This is a genomic window from Gilliamella sp. wkB171 (assembly GCF_001693755.1).
Classification (GTDB): domain Bacteria; phylum Pseudomonadota; class Gammaproteobacteria; order Enterobacterales; family Orbaceae; genus Gilliamella; species Gilliamella apicola_F.
The window spans coordinates 74,374-93,873 of sequence record NZ_LYST01000048.1 but is presented as its reverse complement, the minus strand read 5'-3'; the positions used below and the strand labels follow the sequence as shown (position 1 = coordinate 93,873).

Genomic DNA, 19,500 nt, shown 5'->3' with positions numbered 1-19,500 from the left:
AACTAATTGATAAAATTATAAAATATTCAACAACAAACATTTTTATAATGTTTATTAAACTAATTTACATCAAAATCATTGCCATTGTTGTGCAAGTAGAAATCGATAAAAGGTAAATAATAAGATTGATACGCAAAAGATTACTTGTTTTCTTGATGAATTAAGATGTTTGGTATCATTTAAGGGAATAAATACACTATCGAATAAAGTTTAATATGTTATTGATTATTTATCTAATCAATCTCTAAATATTTGCATTACCCTATTTTGAGCTACTCAAATTCAAAAATAATTTAATTAGTTAATACAATATGTTGCAATATATTTCACATAACAAAAAAGCCCGTCTATTGCTAGCGGGCTTTTTTATGCGTTTAAATTTTGATTTTGGACTAATTATATATGCTTATTTGCGCAATGTCAAGCATTTTCACTGCAATGTTTAACATTTTTACTACTTTTATTGAAAAATGGATAAATATTCCCTCCCACAAAACTTTGTGCCTGATTCAAAATATTGATAATGTCGTGAGGCCTTTTACCTATCGCTTTCGCTTGTGCATTACAAGACACATTCTTTAAGTAATACGCCACTAACACCGTCCATTGCACCGGATTATATTCTTTCAAACTCAAAACAGCATTATCAACAACCTCTGCTTCTTGCTCTGTCAAATATTGGCGATAATCAAAATCTCGAGCCGCTCCAGCAACAACCGATGATTGTGATGGATATTCTGTTCCTATACGCTTAACAATGCGGGTATTTCGCCATGCCGTTAAAATATCTTTCGTCTCTTTCATTGTGACCTCTTCTTTATTCCACTATTTTTTATGCTGATATTGGGTTCAAAATATTAATGGGTAACTTGTGTTATTCTTTATGCTGAGTTAAAACAAACTAATGAGCCTAAAATTATCAGGGCTATGCGTTACACTGTCCTGACAACTACTTACTGCTTATTACTTATTACTTAGAAAAAACATCGAAACTAAACAAGTTCATGCCCTTCTTATAAACCTTCGCAGTATAGTGAGCTTAGGACTACATCCGTGATAACTCAGTAAAGAGTAAAATATCATTAGTACAAACCGCTAACGCCCCAGATAATTAAGTAAATTACACTACCCATTAAATTAAAATCATCAAAAGTACTCAATTGATTGGGCGTTTTATCGTTAAAGTTATTGTTATTATTGCTCAATTTGAGTTTGATAATTTTAATTATTAATAATGATAACCTATATTATCATTTAAAGCAATTATCATTATCGCTATTAATCATTGATATTTGATAACTTGGGTTATATACTGACCCGGTCGATAACCACGAGGTAATACTATGACCACTTTTACCGATAGAATAAATTGGGCATTACAAGCATCCGGCTTGTCTCAGCACCAATTAGCCGAGATAGTCAAAATTAGCCAACCCGCCATTCAAAAACTAGTTTCAGGTAAATCAAGCACATCTCGCAAAATTGTTGAAATTGCAACAGCCTTAAATGTTGACCTGTTATGGCTTACCCAAGGCGTCGGGAAACCTGACGTGGGCAAAAACCAAGCCAATGCAAAAATACTGGGAACTATCGATGACTGGGATAGTCAAACACCACTTGATAATGATGAGGTTGAAGTGCCATTTTATAAGGATGTACGGCTATCTGCCGGTGATGGATTTGCAGATGATATTGAAGATTATAATGGTTACAAATTGAGACTGTCTCGTTCAACCATGCGCCGCTATGGCATTGATAAAGATTGCGCAGTTTGCTTAACAGTTTATGGTGACAGTATGGAGCCTGTTTTTCAAGATGGTGCCACGGTTGCTATTGACCAGGCCGATACCAGTATTCGTGATGGTAAAATTTATGCGATTAATCATGACGGGTTACTCCGAATCAAAATTTTAGAAAAACTACCCGGTAATCAAATCAAAATCCGAAGTTATAATCCAGGTTATGAGGATGAAATCATTTCACAAGATGAGATTACTATTTTAGGACGAGTTTGGTGGCAATCATCCATTCTTAACTAAGAGCCCGATAATCAGACAAAAACACACCATATCAATCAACCAGCACAGGTTGAAATGATAACAATTGATAACACAGCTTACTCCCTCTCTACAACAGCCCGTTATCGGGCTGAGACCGTTTCACCTCAATAATGTAGCGTTGCCTTTATCGATAACAAACAATAACCAAAAAACACAAATTAATAACTTTAATTATTGACATCAATGATAACATATATTATCATTGCAACATCAAAACCAATCAAGTTAACAGTGTCATTAAACAAGACTACGAGTTATTTAATGCGTTAATAAGATTCAAGTAGCTAGCAGGGGCATATGAACATACTGCGGTTTTGATAAATGTCACAGGTATGACGGTAAACTACGGCTGATGGCGGTATTAATTGCACATAACACAATTAATACTGCCATATCTCATCCTATCAGCACTCACGCACACTGTTGTTAGGAAAAGGACAGCGGGAAAGACTGCGAACAGACCACATCCTTCGCCCCAACATGTTGGGGCCTTTTTTAAGGAAATATCATGATTAATAGAGATTTTATTAATATTAAAACCAAAAACAGATTTGACAAAGATTATCAATTAACTAAACACGAAATCCGATTTATCTACTTTGCCAATTTAATATTAATCTTTATGGGATTGGTCGCCTTGTTAATTGCATATTCCTGATAACTATTGGACAAGTAAGGCGTAAGAACATCGTGAATGTAAAACATGTTTTTTTAATCAACTAAATTAATGAAAAATACTTTTTTTAACCGTAAATAAAAAATACTTTAATTAGGATAACTAAAATTCAAACATCTATATCAATTTAAAGTTAATACTCAAAGAATCAATCAAATCTAAAATAAGAATCTAATCATACAAACAGCTTTTATTTAAAATAAGATGTTTGTCTGGTTATATCCTTATTATTTATTAATGAGTGACTTAATAAAAACATCAAATTGATTTAAAACAATTTTAATAATTTTCCTTGCAACAAAAAGAGAATATGACCATGAAATATTACTTATTAATTATTACTTTCGGAATGTGTAATTTAATTACTAGCTGCGCTTTTTATTATAGGTAATTGCAATGAAGTTTATCATGATATTAATTTCAACTTTATTACTTTCAGGCTGTATTACCGTTTATGAATGCGAGGGAGACCATAAAGAAACATATAATAATATATCCCCAACAACACAACCACCTGAGGATAATACCAACAGTAAACAGCAATAAAGTAGTTGTCGATTTAAATTTTTACGCTAATTATTTAGCGTAAATGTATTGAGTTTAAAATTAAAAATCCAATAGTAATACTTTTTAATTATTTATTCTTACAATGCATTTCTATTGGCATGAACGCCTGATTGAACCCATCTAAGCTAAATTTCATATTAACAGTTTTAGTTTTATTAAATGCTTTTACCAATAACATTTTTTTATCTTTTAAACTTTGATAGAACAGATGATCAAAATTGCTGAATAGAATTTTATCATCAAACTTTAATTTTTGTTGGCTTATCTCTTTACCATCTACCGTAAAAATAAAAGTCCACTGCGTTTTTGGCGTTATTAAGTCATTCATAATTATTATCGAAATAGTATTACTTTCACAACTAACACCCAATAAAACATCAGGAGTTGATGAAAAACGATCAAAATCAGCTGTGATTGCCAAATCTTTATTCTGCTTAGTTTTGACATCTAAAACTTCACCATAAACCCACTTACCACTCGTTTTAAGTTCATTTTTAGCTTGTACAGAAAAAATAAACAACATACCAATTATCACAACAATATAACTTATTCTTCCTTTCATTCACTATTCCTTATTCATCAATATAACAATTTGATTTTGTATCATGTTTATTTTAAACACGATTATTAATAATTAAAAAGTTTTTACGTGAAAGAAAATATAAATTTGTAGGTTGAACTACTTAATTGACTTGAATTTGGACAGAAATAAAAGCCCTGCTTAACAGGGCTTTTATTAGTGTGATAAATGATAAATGAAATTATTCCCATTCGATAGTTGCTGGTGGTTTTCCACTAATATCATAAACCACACGGGAAATACCATTAACTTCGTTAATAATTCGATTTGATACTCGCCCTAAAAAGTCATATGGCAAATGTGCCCAGTGGGCGGTCATAAAGTCTACGGTTTCTACTGCTCGTAGTGAAACAACCCAATCATATTTACGTCCATCGCCCATTACCCCAACTGAGCGTACTGGTAAGAATACGGTAAAAGCTTGACTGACTTTGTGGTAAAGATCAGCTTTGTAGAGTTCTTCAATAAAGATAGCATCAGCTTTGCGTAGTAAATCGCAATACTCTTTTTTCACTTCACCAAGAACACGCACCCCTAAACCCGGTCCAGGGAATGGATGTCGATAAAGCATTTCGTAAGGTAAGCCTAGTTCTAAACCGACTTTACGTACTTCATCTTTGAATAATTCTCTTAATGGCTCAACTAGCCCCATTTTCATATCTTCAGGTAAGCCACCAACGTTATGATGAGATTTAATCACATGAGCTTTACCGGTATCGGCCGCAGCTGATTCAATCACATCTGGATAGATGGTGCCTTGCGCAAGCCATTTGACATCTTTTAATTTTGACGCCTCTTCATCAAAAACAGCAACAAATTCACGACCAATGATTTTACGTTTAGCTTCAGGATCAGCCTCTCCTTTTAACGCAGCCATGAACCGATCTTCAGCGTTTACGGCAATAATATTTAATCCAAATTTATCACCAAACATCTCCATGACTTGCTTCGCTTCATTTAAACGTAATAAACCATGATCGACAAACACACAGGTCAACTGGTCGCCAATTGCTTGATGTAATAATAAAGCCGTAACCGAAGAATCAACACCACCGGATAAGCCTAATAATACTTTGTCATTGCCGACTTTCTCTTTGATTCGTGCTATCGCATCAGTAATAATTGAAGATGGTGTCCATAATTTTTCACACTGACAAATATCAATCACAAAACGCTTTAATAACTCTAATCCTTTAATGGTATGAGTAACTTCAGGATGGAACTGTACACCATAAAACTGTTTTTCATCGTTGGCCATAATAGCAAATGGACAAGTTTCTGTTTGCCCAATTAAGGTAAATGTGTCAGGTAATGAAGTGACTTTATCGCCATGACTCATCCAGACATCAAGTTGCTCAATGCCAGCATCATTGGTGCTATCTAAAATACCGTCTGTTAATTTTGATTTTGCAACAATATCAACTTTAGCATAACCAAACTCTCGTTGATTAGATGCAGTAACTTGTCCGCCCTTACCTACTTGAATCGCCATAGTTTGCATACCATAGCAGATACCAAGCACTGGCACACCAGCTCTAAAAACATATTCAGGTGCGCGTGGGCTATTTTGTTCGGTAGTACTTTCTGGACCGCCTGATAATATAATACCTTTAGGATTAAACTGTTTGATTTTTTCTTCTGATACATCCCATGGCCAAAGTTCACAATAAACACCAATTTCACGGACTCGGCGAGCGATTAATTGGGTAACTTGAGAGCCAAAATCGAGGATTAATATGCGCTGTTGGTGGATGTCTTGCTTCATTAATTTTATTCCTAAGGTATGAAATAATATAAAAAATAAGAGGTGATATTGTATCACCTCTTATCTATGGTTAGAACTGCATGCTTCGCTTATTTTGCAGCATTTTCTTGTGCTGATTGAATTGCAGTTAATGCAATAGTATAGACGATATCGTCAACTAATGCGCCACGTGACAAATCATTAACAGGTTTACGCATACCTTGTAACATTGGACCGATAGACACAAGATCTGCTGAACGTTGTACCGCTTTATAAGTGGTATTACCTGTATTTAGGTCAGGGAAGATAAATACCGTTGCACGACCAGCTACTTTTGAGTTTGGTGCTTTAGATTTAGCCACATCAGGCATTACCGCCGCATCATATTGTAACGGACCATCAATCATCAGATCAGGACGTTTTTCTTGCGCAATGCGAGTAGCTTCTTTCACTTTTTCAACATCGGCACCTTGACCAGAACTACCTGTTGAATAAGAGATCATCGCAATGCGTGGTTCAATACCAAAAGCAATTGCAGTATCAGCAGATTGGATAGCAATTTCAGCAAGCTCTTGCGCATTTGGATCTGGATTAATCGCACAGTCACCATAAATGTAGACTTGATCTGGCATTAACATAAAGAACACAGATGAAACAAGTGAACTACCCGGTGCTGTTTTAATTAATTGTAATGGTGGACGAATAGTATTTGCTGTTGTATGCACCGCACCTGATACTAAACCATCTACTTCATTCGCTTCAAGCATCATAGTACCAAGAACCACATTATCGGCTAATTGCTCACGCGCGATAACTTCGGTCATACCTTTGTTTTTTCGTAATTCAACTAAACGAGGTACATATTTTTCACGAATTGATTCCGGATCGACAATTTCAACACCTTGGCCTAAAGTCACGCCTTGTGATGCAGCAACTTTACGCACTTCATCAGGATTACCAAGTAACACACATTTTGCGATATTACGTTCAGCACAAATAGCCGCTGCTTTTACCGTTCTTGGTTCATCACCTTCAGGCAATACCACCACTTTTTTCGCATTGCGAGCAAGTTCAGTTAATTGATAACGGAACGCAGGTGGTGATAAGCGACGAGCAGAATTCACTACTTCATTTAATGATTTAATCCAACTAGAATCGATATGATCAGCCACAAAGTTTTGTGTGTTTTCCATACGCTCTTTATCATCAACCGGAATTTCTAAGTTAAATTGTTGTAAATTGATTGATGTTTGGAAAGTATTTGTTTGTACAGTAAATACTGGTAAACCGGTATCAAAAGCTGGTTGACATAATTTATAGATTTTGTCATCAATTTCATAGCCACCCGTTAATAACACACCACCGATTGATACACCATTCATAGCCGCTAAACAAATAGTAACAAGGACATCTGAGCGATCTGCTGAAGTTACTAATAATGCATTAGGTTGCAAGTGGTTAATGATGTTAGGAACGCTTCTTGAACAGAAAGAAATATGTTTAATACGACGGTTTTTAATGCCACCTTCATTGATAATTTTAGCATCAAAATGTTTAGCAATATCGATTGCGCGGCAAGCGCTTAGATCCATATTCCAAGGAATACAACCAAGAACTGGAAGTGGGCTATATTCGTTTAAATCTTTAATGGTGATTTTTTTATCGTCAAATTTTGGTGTATGATAAATTTCTGCAACATCAGGACGAGCAAGTGATTGCTCTTCAACTGGTGCATTCACTTTATTAACAATTACACCTACAATTTTTTCATTTTTAATACCACCAAAGTTAGAGCGCGCAATTTCAATACGATCTTTAAGCTGTTCTGGTGTATCTTTACCCATGTTAACGACAAAAATAATTTCAGCGCCAAGAGTTTTAGCAATATTATTATTTAGTTCATTCGCAAACGGATAATCGGATGTTGGCACAATACCTTCAACTAACACAACATCTGCACCTTTGGTGTTTTCAGCATAAAGTGCAACAATCTCTTCCATTAATACATCTTGTTGATTTAAACCTAATAGATTTTCAACATGACTCATTTTTAGTGGTTTTAAAGCAGGAATAGATGTGTTATGACTAACTAAAGTTGTAGTATTGTCTGGCGCATCTCCTCCTGCTCTTGGTTGTGCAACGGGTTTAAACACATTTAGGTTAATACCTTGACGCTCCATAGCTCGAATAACACCAAGACTCACACCTGTTAAACCGACATTGGTTCCGGTTGGAATTAGCATAATAGTACGAGACATAATTCATTTCCTCTTAATTCTTTATTAAATAAAAACAAACCGCCATTTGGCGGTTTTAATTGTTTTTTAAGCAGTTAGACGCGCAGCATCTTGAGCAATAACAAGCTCTTCATTAGTTGGAATAACCATTGCAATTGCTGAACCCTCTTTAGTGATTGTGCCACCTTTACCAAAACGGGCTGCTAAATTGCGTTCTTGATCAAGTTCGAAACCTAATAAACTTAATTTATTTAAAGCCATACGACGAACTTCTTCAGAGTTTTCACCAATACCACCAGTAAAGATGATTGCATCTAAACGTCCATCTAATAACATAGCATAACCACCAATATATTTGACTAAACGGTGTACAAATACATCTAACGCATTTTTGGCATTTTCGTCTGTGTCATAATTATCCGTAACGTAACGGCAATCGCTGCTAACACCTGTTAAACCTAATAAACCAGATTTTTTATTTAATAGGTTGTTAATTTCAGCAACAGACATTTTTAAGTTGTCATGTAAAAAGAACATAATTGCAGGGTCGATATCGCCACTACGGGTACCCATCACCAAACCTTCAAGTGGGGTTAATCCCATAGAAGTTTCAACACATTTACCATTTTTAACAGCTGAAATAGATGCGCCATTACCTAAGTGACAAGTAATCACATTAGTTTGATCAACAGGTTTATTTAATAATTTAGCTGCTTGTTGGCTAACATAATAGTGACTTGTACCGTGTGCACCATAACGACGAATACCATGTTTTTTATATAATTCATTTGGAATAGCATATAAATAGGCTTCTTTTGGCATAGTAGTATGGAATGCTGTATCAAAAACTGCTACATTTTTATCTTTTAAGTGAGGAAATGCAGCAAATGCTTCACGAATACCGATTAAATGAGCTGGATTGTGAAGAGGTGCGAATGCCGCCGCATCTTCAATACCTTTCAGTACTGAATCATCAATAACTACAGATTGAGTATATTTTTCACCACCGTGAACAATTCGGTGTCCAATAGATTTAATACTATCTAATAATTCTGGTTTTTGTGGGAAGATACTATTAACAATAAATTTAATTGCTTCACTATGTGCAGCGCCTGCACCTAAAGATGCTTCGCCTTTAACACCATCGAGTTTCCACTTAATACGAGCATCGGGAAGGTTGAAACATTCAGCTAATCCAGAAAGAAATTCATCACCATTTTCAGGGTTAATAATGGCAAATTTTAAAGATGAACTTCCGCAGTTAAGAACAAGAGCGTTATTACTTGATGACATAGTAATTCCTATATTTTGAATAAAAAGATATATACCAATCAAAATTGGTAACTCAACACATGATTCAACAACCAATGTGATTACACTAAGGTGACTTCTGATATCGCGCTTTTTGATATAAAATAGAGAGCCGCCAATTTGAATGGTGACTATTTTAAGACAATAAAATGTGAATGTCGAGGAATCCAAAAGATATGAGTATTATTAAAACCTTTAAGTCAGGTCAGTTATACATGCAACTTTGCCCTAATGATAAAGAACTCGCTTATTCATTTCCTGAATTAAAAATCATTAATTACATAAAAACCGCGGCTAAATATCTCCCACCTATTATTATTGCGCTATTGGTCTGGCAATATTATATGCCTGTTCAAATAGCGGTAACAGTTATCACCATACTTTTTGCACTCAGTTTGCCATTACAAGGTATTTTTTGGTTAGGTAAACGCGCTAAGTCACCTTTACCATTGAACTTGATAGACTGTTATAATCAAATCAAATCACAATTGATTGCTAAAAAAATAATCGTTGAAGATAAAAAAAACAATGATAAATTAACTTTTGAATCTTTTATGAGATTAATTACGCTTGCCAAATTACATTTGGGTAACTATTTTGGTGAAGATAACAATTTAACTCATGATTAGAGATAAGTATTCGTTATGCCAAATTTATTAACTACTTTAAAACAACAAATCGACGCACTTGAACAACTGGTTAATTTTTCGGATTTTCCTGAATATCAAGAGTATTATTTTGATGAGCAGCTATTTAATAACAATAAAGTCATTACTGATCGCTCTTTTTATCTTGAAAAAATAAAGCAAACTTACACGGCATTAACTCAATGTGTACTTTCGCAAAAATTGACTCAAATGACATTTTTATCTGAATCATTAGTTAATCAAATAGAAGCCCTAACACGTGAATTAGCTACGCATCAATTGCGTCAAAAACAGCCAGAAACTTGCATTGAAGAAACGTTATCTGAAAAGCATGCACGCCATTTAGATTATTTACGTCGATTACAAGAGATGAAATACGAACTTGAGCTTAGCACAGATTCGCTTGATTATAAGAAAATTGCAACGGTTGATAACCGTATTTATCGTTGCGAACAAGCAATCCAAAAGATTGAGTTAGAGATGGAAAGTGATGTTTAATCAAATAAGCGTATTTGAGTTAACGATGTAAGCTTAATGTAGAGAAATATGGCGCCAAATTTTAAAAACTTTAGTATAGATGTGGTTGGAAAAAAAACTAAAAATCGCTTTAATCAAACACGTGATAAAAATAATATTATGGCGGGATATAGCGCTGTAAAAAAGCTTATTAGAATCAGTTTTTATACTGTTATCATTCTGAATTTTTTACTATTTTATTTTAAATCGATTAATGTCACCCTTCTTTCCAATATTTTCGACAGCAAAGTTTACATATGTTGGTCGTTAATTAACGTTATAATTAGCATAATCCTCTATAAACTAACTAAGCCTAATCTAATTGGTTTTTTAGATCCAATTTCACGCTCTAAAAGAGTTAAATTTTTTGTAGGATACTTTTTTGAGTATTTTTGCGCTCTAATGGTTACGATGTATGTTGTTCCTCATAATTTAGTTTATATTGTTCCTAGCGAAATACAGACTTATACAACAGTATATAAAATGACTTCACCAGGCCCTTCGCGTGGAAAACATGGTCATTATAAAAATGGTATCAAGATCTATGAAAAATATACCGGCGATAGATTTTTTTTACCTTTTGATAAGTCCGACAATAAACAGTATCCACCCAAATTATCAGTCCAAATAAAAAATAATATATTTGGTTCTTATTTAGTGAGTTACCGTTTTTATGATAAGTGAAAACAGTTATGCATTTAAAAAGGGGTAAGATTTAACATAACAAAAGCAAATTAACGTAATAAAGCTACCATCGTTTTATTATTTTAATGATAAAAATTAAAAATCAATCATTTATAAATAGAAAATCTTACTACATTGAATATATTAAAATATCAATCAAATTTGGCTGATAAATGTTAGGGCAATGCACGCGATAAAACATTAATCATCAATCATGCATCTGTTAATATTACTTATTAATACCATATCATTAGACAATTTTGATCAATTTAATCTATATCAATGTAACCACTAAATTTGTTATGCATTATGATCTTAGTAGCAATATACTATTAATTAAAATCAATGGATATTTTCAAAAATTCAACAACAAGTCGATGCCATATAGCCAAAATGCATATTGTTATAATTATTAATTAGTATCATCTTTTTGCGTTATATTTATAATAATCACTATAGTTAATAATTAATGATGTAATGCTATTTCCTTTAAAGCGACAAATAAGGATTTTAATATGAGTAAAATATTTGATGATAATTCACAAACCATCGGTTATACCCCATTGGTACGATTAAAACACTTTGGTAAGGGCAATATTTTAGCTAAAGTTGAATCACGTAATCCAAGCTTTAGCGTTAAATGTCGTATCGCTTCTAATATGATTTGGGATGCAGAAAAACGTGGTTTACTCACCTCTGACGTCGAGCTAATTGAGCCAACAAGTGGTAATACAGGTATAGCACTTGCAGCCGTTGCAGCGGCGCGTGGTTATAAACTGACATTAACCATGCCTGAAAGCATGAGTATCGAGCGACGTAAGTTATTAAAAGCGTTAGGCGCAAATTTAGTGCTAACCGAAGCGGCTAAAGGTATGAAAGGTGCTATAGAAAAAGCGGAAGAAATTGTAGCTAGTAACCCACAAAAAAATATTATGTTGCAACAATTTAGTAATCCTGCTAATCCAGAAATACATGAAAAAACAACAGGACCAGAAATCTGGTTAGATACAGATGGCCAAGTTGATATTTTTATTGCAGGTGTTGGTACTGGTGGAACATTTACGGGAGTCACGCGTTATATAAAAAAAACACAAGGTAAAAAAATAACTGCTGTTGCGGTTGAACCAACTAACTCACCGGTTATCACACAAGCACTAGCTGGCGAACTTATCAAACCTGGTCCACATAAAATTCAAGGTATAGGTGCAGGTTTTATTCCGGCAAATTTGGATCTCAATTTAATCGATCTTGTCGAAAAAGTATCTAACGAAGAAGCAATTGAAACAGCGCGTATTTTAATGGAAAAAGAGGGAATTTTAGCAGGAATATCATCGGGTGCAGCAGTTTTTGCCGCTGATAGGTTAGCTAATTTACCTGAAAATGCCAATAAAACTATTGTCGTAATTTTACCATCGTCCGGTGAACGTTATTTAAGTACGGATCTCTTTAGTGGCATATTTACTGAAAAAGAATTAGGCTGATTTAAAAGAAAACCACCACACAAGGTGGTGGTTTACATACTGAATAATCAACGAATCATTTACCAATCGTGCAGTCCATCTAGACTTATATATTCCACTTTATACATCTTGAATAATACCAAAATGACGGTAAGCATGAGGCGTTGCAATTCGACCACGAGGTGTGCGCTGAATATAACCTTGTTGGATCAAAAATGGCTCAAGTACATCTTCAATGGTTTCACGCTCTTCGCCTATTGCCGCTGCAATGTTATCCAAACCAACAGGGCCACCCATAAACTTTTCAATGATCGCCAATAATAGTTTGCGATCCATAAAATCAAAACCTTCATTATCAACATCAAGCATATCGAGCGCTTGAGTTGCTATTGTTTCATCAACAATGCCTTTCGATTTTACATCGGCATAATCTCTTACTCGTCGCAATAAACGATTGGCAATTCGAGGAGTGCCACGAGAACGCTTAGCAATTAAATGCGCACCTTCTTGAGATAAATCCATACCTAAAAATTTGGCGCTACGACTAACAATATATTCCAAATCTTCAACCCGATAAAACTCTAGGCGCTGCACAATGCCAAAGCGGTCACGTAGTGGTGAAGTTAATGAACCGGCGCGAGTAGTTGCTCCAATCAAAGTAAACGGGGGTAAATCGATTTTAATCGAACGTGCAGCTGGTCCCTCTCCAATCATAATATCTAATTGATAATCTTCCATTGCAGGATACAAAATTTCTTCAACCATAGGTGAAAGTCGATGAATTTCGTCAATGAAGAGCACATCATTGGGTTCTAGATTAGTTAGCATAGCGGCCAGATCACCCGCTTTTTCTAATACCGGGCCTGAAGTTGTACGCAAGTTAACGTTCATTTCATTAGCAACAATATTGGCTAAAGTCGTTTTTCCAAGACCTGGCGGACCAAAGATTAGTAAATGATCTAATGCATCATGTCGCTGCTTAGCAGCTTGAATAAAAATTTTCATCTGCTCACGAACATGCGGTTGACCAATATATTCATCCAAAAATTTAGGACGAATTGCTCGATCTAATGATTCTTCTTCTTTTTGAGCCTGAGGAGCTATCAAACGATCCGCTTCAATCATATCCTTGACCTATTTTATAATGCTGATTTTAATGCTTCACGAATAAGCGTTTCACTATCCATTTCTGGCTTAATGACTTTACTAATAATGCGACTAGCTTCTTGCGGTTTATAACCAAGTGCAATGAGAGCAGAAACTGCTTCGCTTTCAATTTGATTAGACGATTTTTTAAGGTCGCTTGATGAAATTATACTACTAGTTGTGGACAAATCTTCGCCAAATCGTTTCAGGCGATCTTTCATTTCAACAATCAAACGCTCAGCGGTTTTCGTCCCCACGCCTGGTAATTTAACAAGTGTTTTGATTTCACCTTGTTCAACAGCACTAATAAATTGTTGGGCTGACATACCCGATAAGATCGCCAATGCCAATTTAGGTCCTACCCCATTCACTTTAATCAGTTCTCGAAATAGCTCTCGTTCTTGCTCATGATTAAAGCCATACAATACTTGTGCATCTTCACGAACGGCAAAATGTGTTAATACAATCACTTCTTTACCATTGTCCGGTAACTCATAAAAACAAGTCATTGGCATAAATACTTCATAGCCAACACCGCCGACCTCAATTAGCACTTTAGGTGGTTGCTTTTCTATAATGAGTCCTCGTAAACGCCCTATCACATTTAATCCTTAATAAAGAGTATTATTTAACTTAATTTTAACTATCAATAACCGAGATTTTAAATATCGCTTAAATAAAATAATAAAAATTATTTGATAGTCAGTATTAACAACATTTATAAAATAACTAATTTGTAGTTTACCTGATACAAAATAATTAATAAAGAAAAACTGTATAAATAGACAGGCAAATTCATATATCAACTTTGGTCATTACTTACTATTGAAAGACAACCTAATAATCATTTATATACATGACACTGGTAAATAGTGCTAAATCTATTTATAGTAATGCTTATAAATTATAATCAGTAACATCAGTTTTCTAGGAATAACTTGAATGATTAAGGAGTATTATGCGTGATTAGTCAAATTAAACTTTTGTATCCGGATAAGAATAATGAAGATAACTATTATGGGTTTATAAAAGCACTAGATGAAAAGAACGATTACTATTTTGCTAAAAAAGATATCAATAATCTACCCATCGAAGAACTAAAAATAGGTACAAAAGTTAGTTTTACTGCAAATGAAAAAGACGCAGGCAAAAGATATGCAACCGATATCAAACTTATCGATGAGCGAAAAATAAAAGAGAATATTGATGTATCGGATGCCAATTCCTTTCCTGATAAAATGGATGCTAAGACTTATCAAGCATTATTAATACACTCGGTACGACAAATCGAAAACATCACCGATCCAATCGCTTTTGAAGATTCTGTTTTTAACTTATTAAAAATAATTGGGTTGAATAAAATTTTTCAATTTGATAGAGAAAATCAAGCTGGAAAAGCGGATGGCTTTTTTATTATTGAAAATTTAGCGGTAATGTATGATTGCACCCTCAAATCAGATTATGAAGCGTTTAAAGAAGAACAAATAGAAAATTATATTAATCAACTCAATCATAAAGCACATTTAACGTTCAATACAAAAAAAATGGATGGACCAACGACTCCAAAAACAATTCCGCTGACAGGCAAAAGCAAACAAGTTTGGATTATCACTAAAGGTGAAAGCAAAGAAATCAGTGATTATGATAATGTTAAAGTCAAAGAAATATCAATTCATGATTTGTGCAAAATTTTCCAAAAAAGATTACATGATATTACCTATGATAATGAAAAATTAATGAATGATTTTATTTTTATTGCTAAATAATTTCTATAAATAAATGGGAAGACTAGAAAACTAGCCTTCCCACTAAATTAGATAAAGTTAATTTTTATACCGGCAATAATCAATATTCAACGGCAATCATTAAAATGGCATTTTAAAGCCTGGTGGTAATTGCATGCCACCGGTAACTTGTGCCATTCGCTCTTTTTGCGCCTCGTCTAAACGACGAGTAGCATCGTTATAAGCGGCAGCAATAAGATCTTCTAACATCTCTTTATCATCTTCTGTTAACATTGATGGGTCGATTTCAACGCGTTTGCAGCTATGTGCGCCATTGACTGTGATTTTAACCATTCCAGCACCTGATTCACCGGTCACTTCCAATTTAGCGATCTCTTCTTGAGCTTGCTGCATTTTTGCTTGCATTTGTTGGGCTTGTTTCATCAAATTACCCAAACCACCTTTTCCACCTGAAAACATATTTATTCCTCTTTTAAAACATTTAGCTGTCAATTATACAGGACGAATACTCGCTTCATCAATCTTCGCTTCAAAATATTGGCAAATCATCTCAATTTTAGTATCTTGTTTGATGATCTGCTTAGCCTGTTCTAACTTTTGTTGATATAAATCTTCGCGCATTTCTAAAGGCGTTTTATTTTCTTGATTATCATCAATCATTACCTTGAGTTTTACTAATTGTTGTCGATGGTTAGATAATGCTTTTTCTAATTTGTTAGTATTAACAGATGAATTGATCAGATGTTTAACTGATGAGCGCATATGTAAGACAACATTATTTTCATCAACTTGTTCTAAAAATGAATTTATTGCTATTTGTTTAATTAACGGAGCCAATTCTAGTTGTTCGATCTCTGCACACCACTTATCTTTTTGAGCCATTTCACCAATAAGTTTTTGAGTCATTTCTGGTGTTTTATCACCATTTAATGATTCTCGAAAAGCCTTTGTATCGATAACCATATCATCTTTAGTTTCAACCAGACCATAGGATTGCCATTGATAATTTTCAGCAGTAATCTCTTCTTCGTCATTATCATTAATTGTATGGCTATCTAGTTCAGTATTTTTCTCTTGCTCGTTAGTTGAGGGCAAAATGTTTTTTATGCGCGCTAATGAGGAGTGCTCCTCGCCATTTTGTGACTGCTCTTTTCCAGCCACTGATTCAGACTTTTTTGTATTTTGCTCCTCTTTGATTAATTGCATTCTCATTTCTAAAATATTTTTAGTGATCGAGGATGCATCATCAGGGATAACTAAGTCTGATTGTGCAACATTATCCTTTACATCTTCTGTTATCGTTTTTTCAGCTTCAATCTTTTCTGTTGTGGTTGACCTTATTGGTTCCAACTTTTGTTGTTCTTTAGCATTAGACGAATTAACTGAAGTATTTTGTAAGTTTGACTTCGGTTCAATACGTTGCTCATTTTGCTGACTTGGTACCATCGGCGGGACTTGTGGTTTGCTATCCGCCATTTTTGGTGATTGCTCAGCGACTTTAGCTTGCTGGGTAGGCGGCTTAACTGCCTCATTTGTCTTAGGGATAAAGGCTAACGCGCGTAGAAAGCTCATTTCAACACCAACTTTTTTATCGGGTGCATAAGCAAGTTCTTTTCTACCCATCAATAAAATTTGATAAAACAACTGGATATCATTTGGCGCCATATATTGTGCTAAAAAGCGTATGCGATCTTCATTGTCACTGTAATCCCCCAATGCAGTAGGAACGACTTGAAGTAATGCTATTTGATGTAAAAGTGCAATGCTATCAGCAAGTAGATTATCCCAATCAACACCTTGCGTCGCAGCAACATTAATTTGCTGCATTAAAGCATTACCATCCCCGTGATAAAGCGACTCTACTAGTGAAAATGGTATTGATTTATCTAACGTTCCTAGCATCATGGCAACTGACTCAGCTTCGACTTTACCATTGCCTAAAGCAATCGCTTGGTCAGTAAGACTTAGCCCATCACGCATACTGCCGTTAGCTGCTTTGGCCAATAACTGTATTGCTTTACTATCACTTTCGATCTGTTCCAGTTGTAAAATGTGTGATAGCTGTTCGGCAATTAACGAGGTATCAAGTACATTTAAATGCAAATGCAAACAACGAGATAAAATAGTAATCGGTAATTTTTGTGGATCGGTTGTGGCTAATAAAAATTTTACATGTTCTGGTGGTTCTTCTAATGTTTTTAACAAAGCATTAAAGCTACTACGTGAAAGCATATGGACTTCATCAATTAGGTAAACTTTGAATCGTCCTTTAGTTGGCAAATATTGAATATTATCTAAAATTTCACGCGTATCTTCGACTTTAGTCCTTGATGCTGCATCGATCTCAAGCAAATCAACAAAGCGACCTTGTTCAATATCGCGACAATTATCACAGACACCGCAAGGCGTTGCAGTTATACCTGTTTCGCAATTTAAACCTTTAGCTAGTAAACGTGCTATAGACGTTTTCCCAACGCCGCGAGTACCCGAAAACAAATAAGCATGGTGTACGCGCCCAAGTGAAAGCGCATTCGACAAAATTTTTAAAACATGCTGCTGTCCAACCACTTCAGAAAATGATTTTGGTCGCCACTTACGTGCCAGAACTTGATAACTCATAATCACCATTACTAATTGCTAATGAAATTGCCAATTATCATATCATAATGTGTCAAATTAGTCTTTACTATGCCGATAACCGATTTAATATTCAACAATGTTTTATACTAAAACGTACATATTTCCTTAAGCTTTTTGTCAAAATTTAATTTGTTAAATAATCTATTTGTCAGCAGTTGTGAAATGGGTTAGGTTAATTGATATGTTGAATTATCACGCTGCCAAGCCATTTGCTCGGCAGAGTATCCGCCTAAATCAACTTTTTATTCAAGTTTTTGGCGTTTAGTTTTGATTTAAATAAGCCCAAGCATATTGTGCATAAAATTCTGCACCTAAGGTCATACCATCTTCGTCAACATTAAAGCAACCATGATGATGTGGCCATTGCGTGTCTTTTTCAGGATTACCGGAACCCACCAAGGCAAAAGCGCCTGGAATGTTTTCTGTATAGTAACTAAAATCTTCACCGCCAGTTGTCGGTGGTTCAAAATAAAGGGTTTGTTCACCAAACGATTCGACAATAACTTTTTGTGCTAATAAGGCACTCTCTTTATCATTAATCACGGGAAGTGTACCGTAAATATATTCAACTTCGGCCGTAGCTCGGTACATAGCAGCAACTTGGTTAGCATATCGACGAATTGCTGCTTCAATTTTGTCACGTACAGCAACATTAAAACAGCGTACAGTGCCCTCTAATACCGCATTTTCGGCAATCACATTAAAACGAGTACCAACATCCATTTTGCCAATGGTGACTACAGCTGGATCAAGTGGGGAGACTTCGCGCGAGACAATAGACTGTATATTCATTACAAATGAAGATGCGACCATAACGGCATCAACAGTGTCATGTGGCATAGATCCATGTCCACCTTTACCTTTAAAACGAACAGTTAATAAATCTGCCGAAGCAAAACTAGAACCGACCACACAAGACACTTTCCCTACAGGTGTTTGTGACCAAATATGCATGCCAAAAGCGCTATCGACATCTTCAAGCACACCCTGTTTAATCATGCCTTTTGCACCTTGGGCGATTTCTTCCGCTGGTTGAAACACTAATCTCACATTACCTTTTAGCTGATCGCGAATAGCATAAAGTGCTTTAGCCGCAGTCAGTAGCATAGAAGCATGGGTATCATGACCACAAGCATGCATTTTGCCATCAATTGTTGATTTATAATCGATGTTGGTACTTAATTCTTGCACCGGTAATGCATCGATATCTGCTCTCAGTAAGATTCTTTTACCGGGTTTACCACCTTGGATATCAGCAATGATGCCTGTTGGTTTAGTCCGGCGGTAAGGAATACCGATTTTATCAAGTTGTTCGGCTATTTTGTCGGTGGTTCTAAACTCTTCCCATGGTAATTCAGGATGTCGATGTAGGTCTCGACGAAAAGCAATCATTTCATCAATATTTTGTTGAACGAGTTTTTTAATATCTGGATTTATCATGATACTACCTTTAATATTTCAATGTATTCTATTTTTTAGGATTAGAT

At 34.9% G+C, this 19,500-nt stretch carries 16 protein-coding genes; 6 read left to right on the top strand and 10 right to left on the bottom strand.

Annotated elements, in window-relative coordinates:
• Nucleotides 1-420: 420 nt before the first annotated feature.
• A complete protein-coding gene (locus A9G03_RS10010; RefSeq protein WP_065633653.1) occupies nt 421-804 on the bottom strand; it encodes an antiterminator Q family protein in 384 nt (127 codons plus the stop codon).
• Between the two features lie 539 nt (nt 805-1,343).
• Here A9G03_RS10010 and A9G03_RS10005 point away from each other — a divergent pair.
• Nucleotides 1,344-2,039: an XRE family transcriptional regulator gene (locus tag A9G03_RS10005; protein ID WP_065799127.1), complete on the top strand. Its 696-nt coding sequence runs from the start codon at nt 1,344-1,346 to the stop codon at nt 2,037-2,039.
• 1,331 nt (nt 2,040-3,370) lie between these two features.
• Here the strand turns inward: A9G03_RS10005 and A9G03_RS10000 are convergent.
• The 4 genes from A9G03_RS10000 to A9G03_RS09985 form a co-directional block, all read right to left on the bottom strand.
• Nucleotides 3,371-3,865: a hypothetical protein gene (locus tag A9G03_RS10000; RefSeq protein WP_065799126.1), complete on the bottom strand. Its 495-nt coding sequence runs from the start codon at nt 3,863-3,865 to the stop codon at nt 3,371-3,373.
• Between the two features lie 199 nt (nt 3,866-4,064).
• The gene (guaA, locus tag A9G03_RS09995) at nt 4,065-5,648 is read right to left on the bottom strand and encodes a glutamine-hydrolyzing GMP synthase (protein WP_065799125.1); all 1,584 of its coding nucleotides are present in this window, start codon (nt 5,646-5,648) and stop codon (nt 4,065-4,067) included.
• A gap of 89 nt (nt 5,649-5,737) precedes the next feature.
• A complete protein-coding gene (gene pta, locus A9G03_RS09990; protein ID WP_065799124.1) occupies nt 5,738-7,885 on the bottom strand; it encodes a phosphate acetyltransferase in 2,148 nt (715 codons plus the stop codon).
• 66 nt (nt 7,886-7,951) lie between these two features.
• Complete coding sequence (locus tag A9G03_RS09985; RefSeq protein WP_065632903.1) at nt 7,952-9,157, bottom strand: acetate kinase; 1,206 nt, start codon at nt 9,155-9,157, stop codon at nt 7,952-7,954.
• A gap of 194 nt (nt 9,158-9,351) precedes the next feature.
• Here A9G03_RS09985 and yfbV point away from each other — a divergent pair, with 194 nt between their 5' ends.
• The 4 genes from yfbV to cysK all read left to right on the top strand — a co-directional run bounded on the left by yfbV (nt 9,352) and on the right by cysK (nt 12,503).
• Nucleotides 9,352-9,804 (top strand): terminus macrodomain insulation protein YfbV, encoded by a 453-nt coding sequence (yfbV, locus tag A9G03_RS09980; protein WP_065799123.1) that lies wholly within the window; start codon nt 9,352-9,354, stop codon nt 9,802-9,804.
• 15 nt (nt 9,805-9,819) lie between these two features.
• Entirely contained in the window at nt 9,820-10,320 is a 501-nt protein-coding gene (priC, locus tag A9G03_RS09975) for a primosomal replication protein PriC (protein ID WP_065799122.1), read from the top strand.
• Between the two features lie 48 nt (nt 10,321-10,368).
• Entirely contained in the window at nt 10,369-11,022 is a 654-nt protein-coding gene (locus A9G03_RS09970; protein ID WP_065799121.1) for a hypothetical protein, read from the top strand.
• Between the two features lie 515 nt (nt 11,023-11,537).
• Nucleotides 11,538-12,503: a cysteine synthase A gene (gene cysK, locus A9G03_RS09965; RefSeq protein ID WP_065633446.1), complete on the top strand. Its 966-nt coding sequence runs from the start codon at nt 11,538-11,540 to the stop codon at nt 12,501-12,503.
• Between the two features lie 99 nt (nt 12,504-12,602).
• Here the strand turns inward: cysK and ruvB are convergent, their stop codons facing one another.
• Together ruvB and ruvA are read right to left on the bottom strand one after the other, a co-directional pair.
• On the bottom strand, nt 12,603-13,607 hold the full coding sequence (gene ruvB / locus A9G03_RS09960) for a Holliday junction branch migration DNA helicase RuvB (RefSeq protein ID WP_065799120.1): 1,005 nt from the start codon (nt 13,605-13,607) through the stop codon (nt 12,603-12,605).
• Between the two features lie 14 nt (nt 13,608-13,621).
• The gene (ruvA, locus tag A9G03_RS09955) at nt 13,622-14,230 is read right to left on the bottom strand and encodes a Holliday junction branch migration protein RuvA (RefSeq protein WP_065799119.1); all 609 of its coding nucleotides are present in this window, start codon (nt 14,228-14,230) and stop codon (nt 13,622-13,624) included.
• Between the two features lie 360 nt (nt 14,231-14,590).
• Here ruvA and A9G03_RS09950 point away from each other — a divergent pair, with 360 nt between their 5' ends.
• Nucleotides 14,591-15,394, top strand: coding sequence for a cold-shock protein (locus A9G03_RS09950; protein ID WP_065799118.1), 804 nt, complete (start codon nt 14,591-14,593; stop codon nt 15,392-15,394).
• A 99-nt stretch (nt 15,395-15,493) separates the two neighbouring features.
• On the opposite strand, the gene A9G03_RS09945 is transcribed toward A9G03_RS09950, so the two are convergent.
• The 3 genes from A9G03_RS09945 to A9G03_RS09935 form a co-directional block, all read right to left on the bottom strand.
• Entirely contained in the window at nt 15,494-15,832 is a 339-nt protein-coding gene (locus A9G03_RS09945) for a YbaB/EbfC family nucleoid-associated protein (RefSeq protein ID WP_065633450.1), read from the bottom strand.
• Nucleotides 15,833-15,865: 33 nt separating this feature from the next.
• The gene (dnaX, locus tag A9G03_RS09940) at nt 15,866-17,992 is read right to left on the bottom strand and encodes a DNA polymerase III subunit gamma/tau (protein WP_065799133.1); all 2,127 of its coding nucleotides are present in this window, start codon (nt 17,990-17,992) and stop codon (nt 15,866-15,868) included.
• A 282-nt stretch (nt 17,993-18,274) separates the two neighbouring features.
• Complete coding sequence (locus A9G03_RS09935) at nt 18,275-19,453, bottom strand: M20 family metallopeptidase (protein ID WP_065799117.1); 1,179 nt, start codon at nt 19,451-19,453, stop codon at nt 18,275-18,277.
• Nucleotides 19,454-19,500 lie beyond the last annotated feature (47 nt).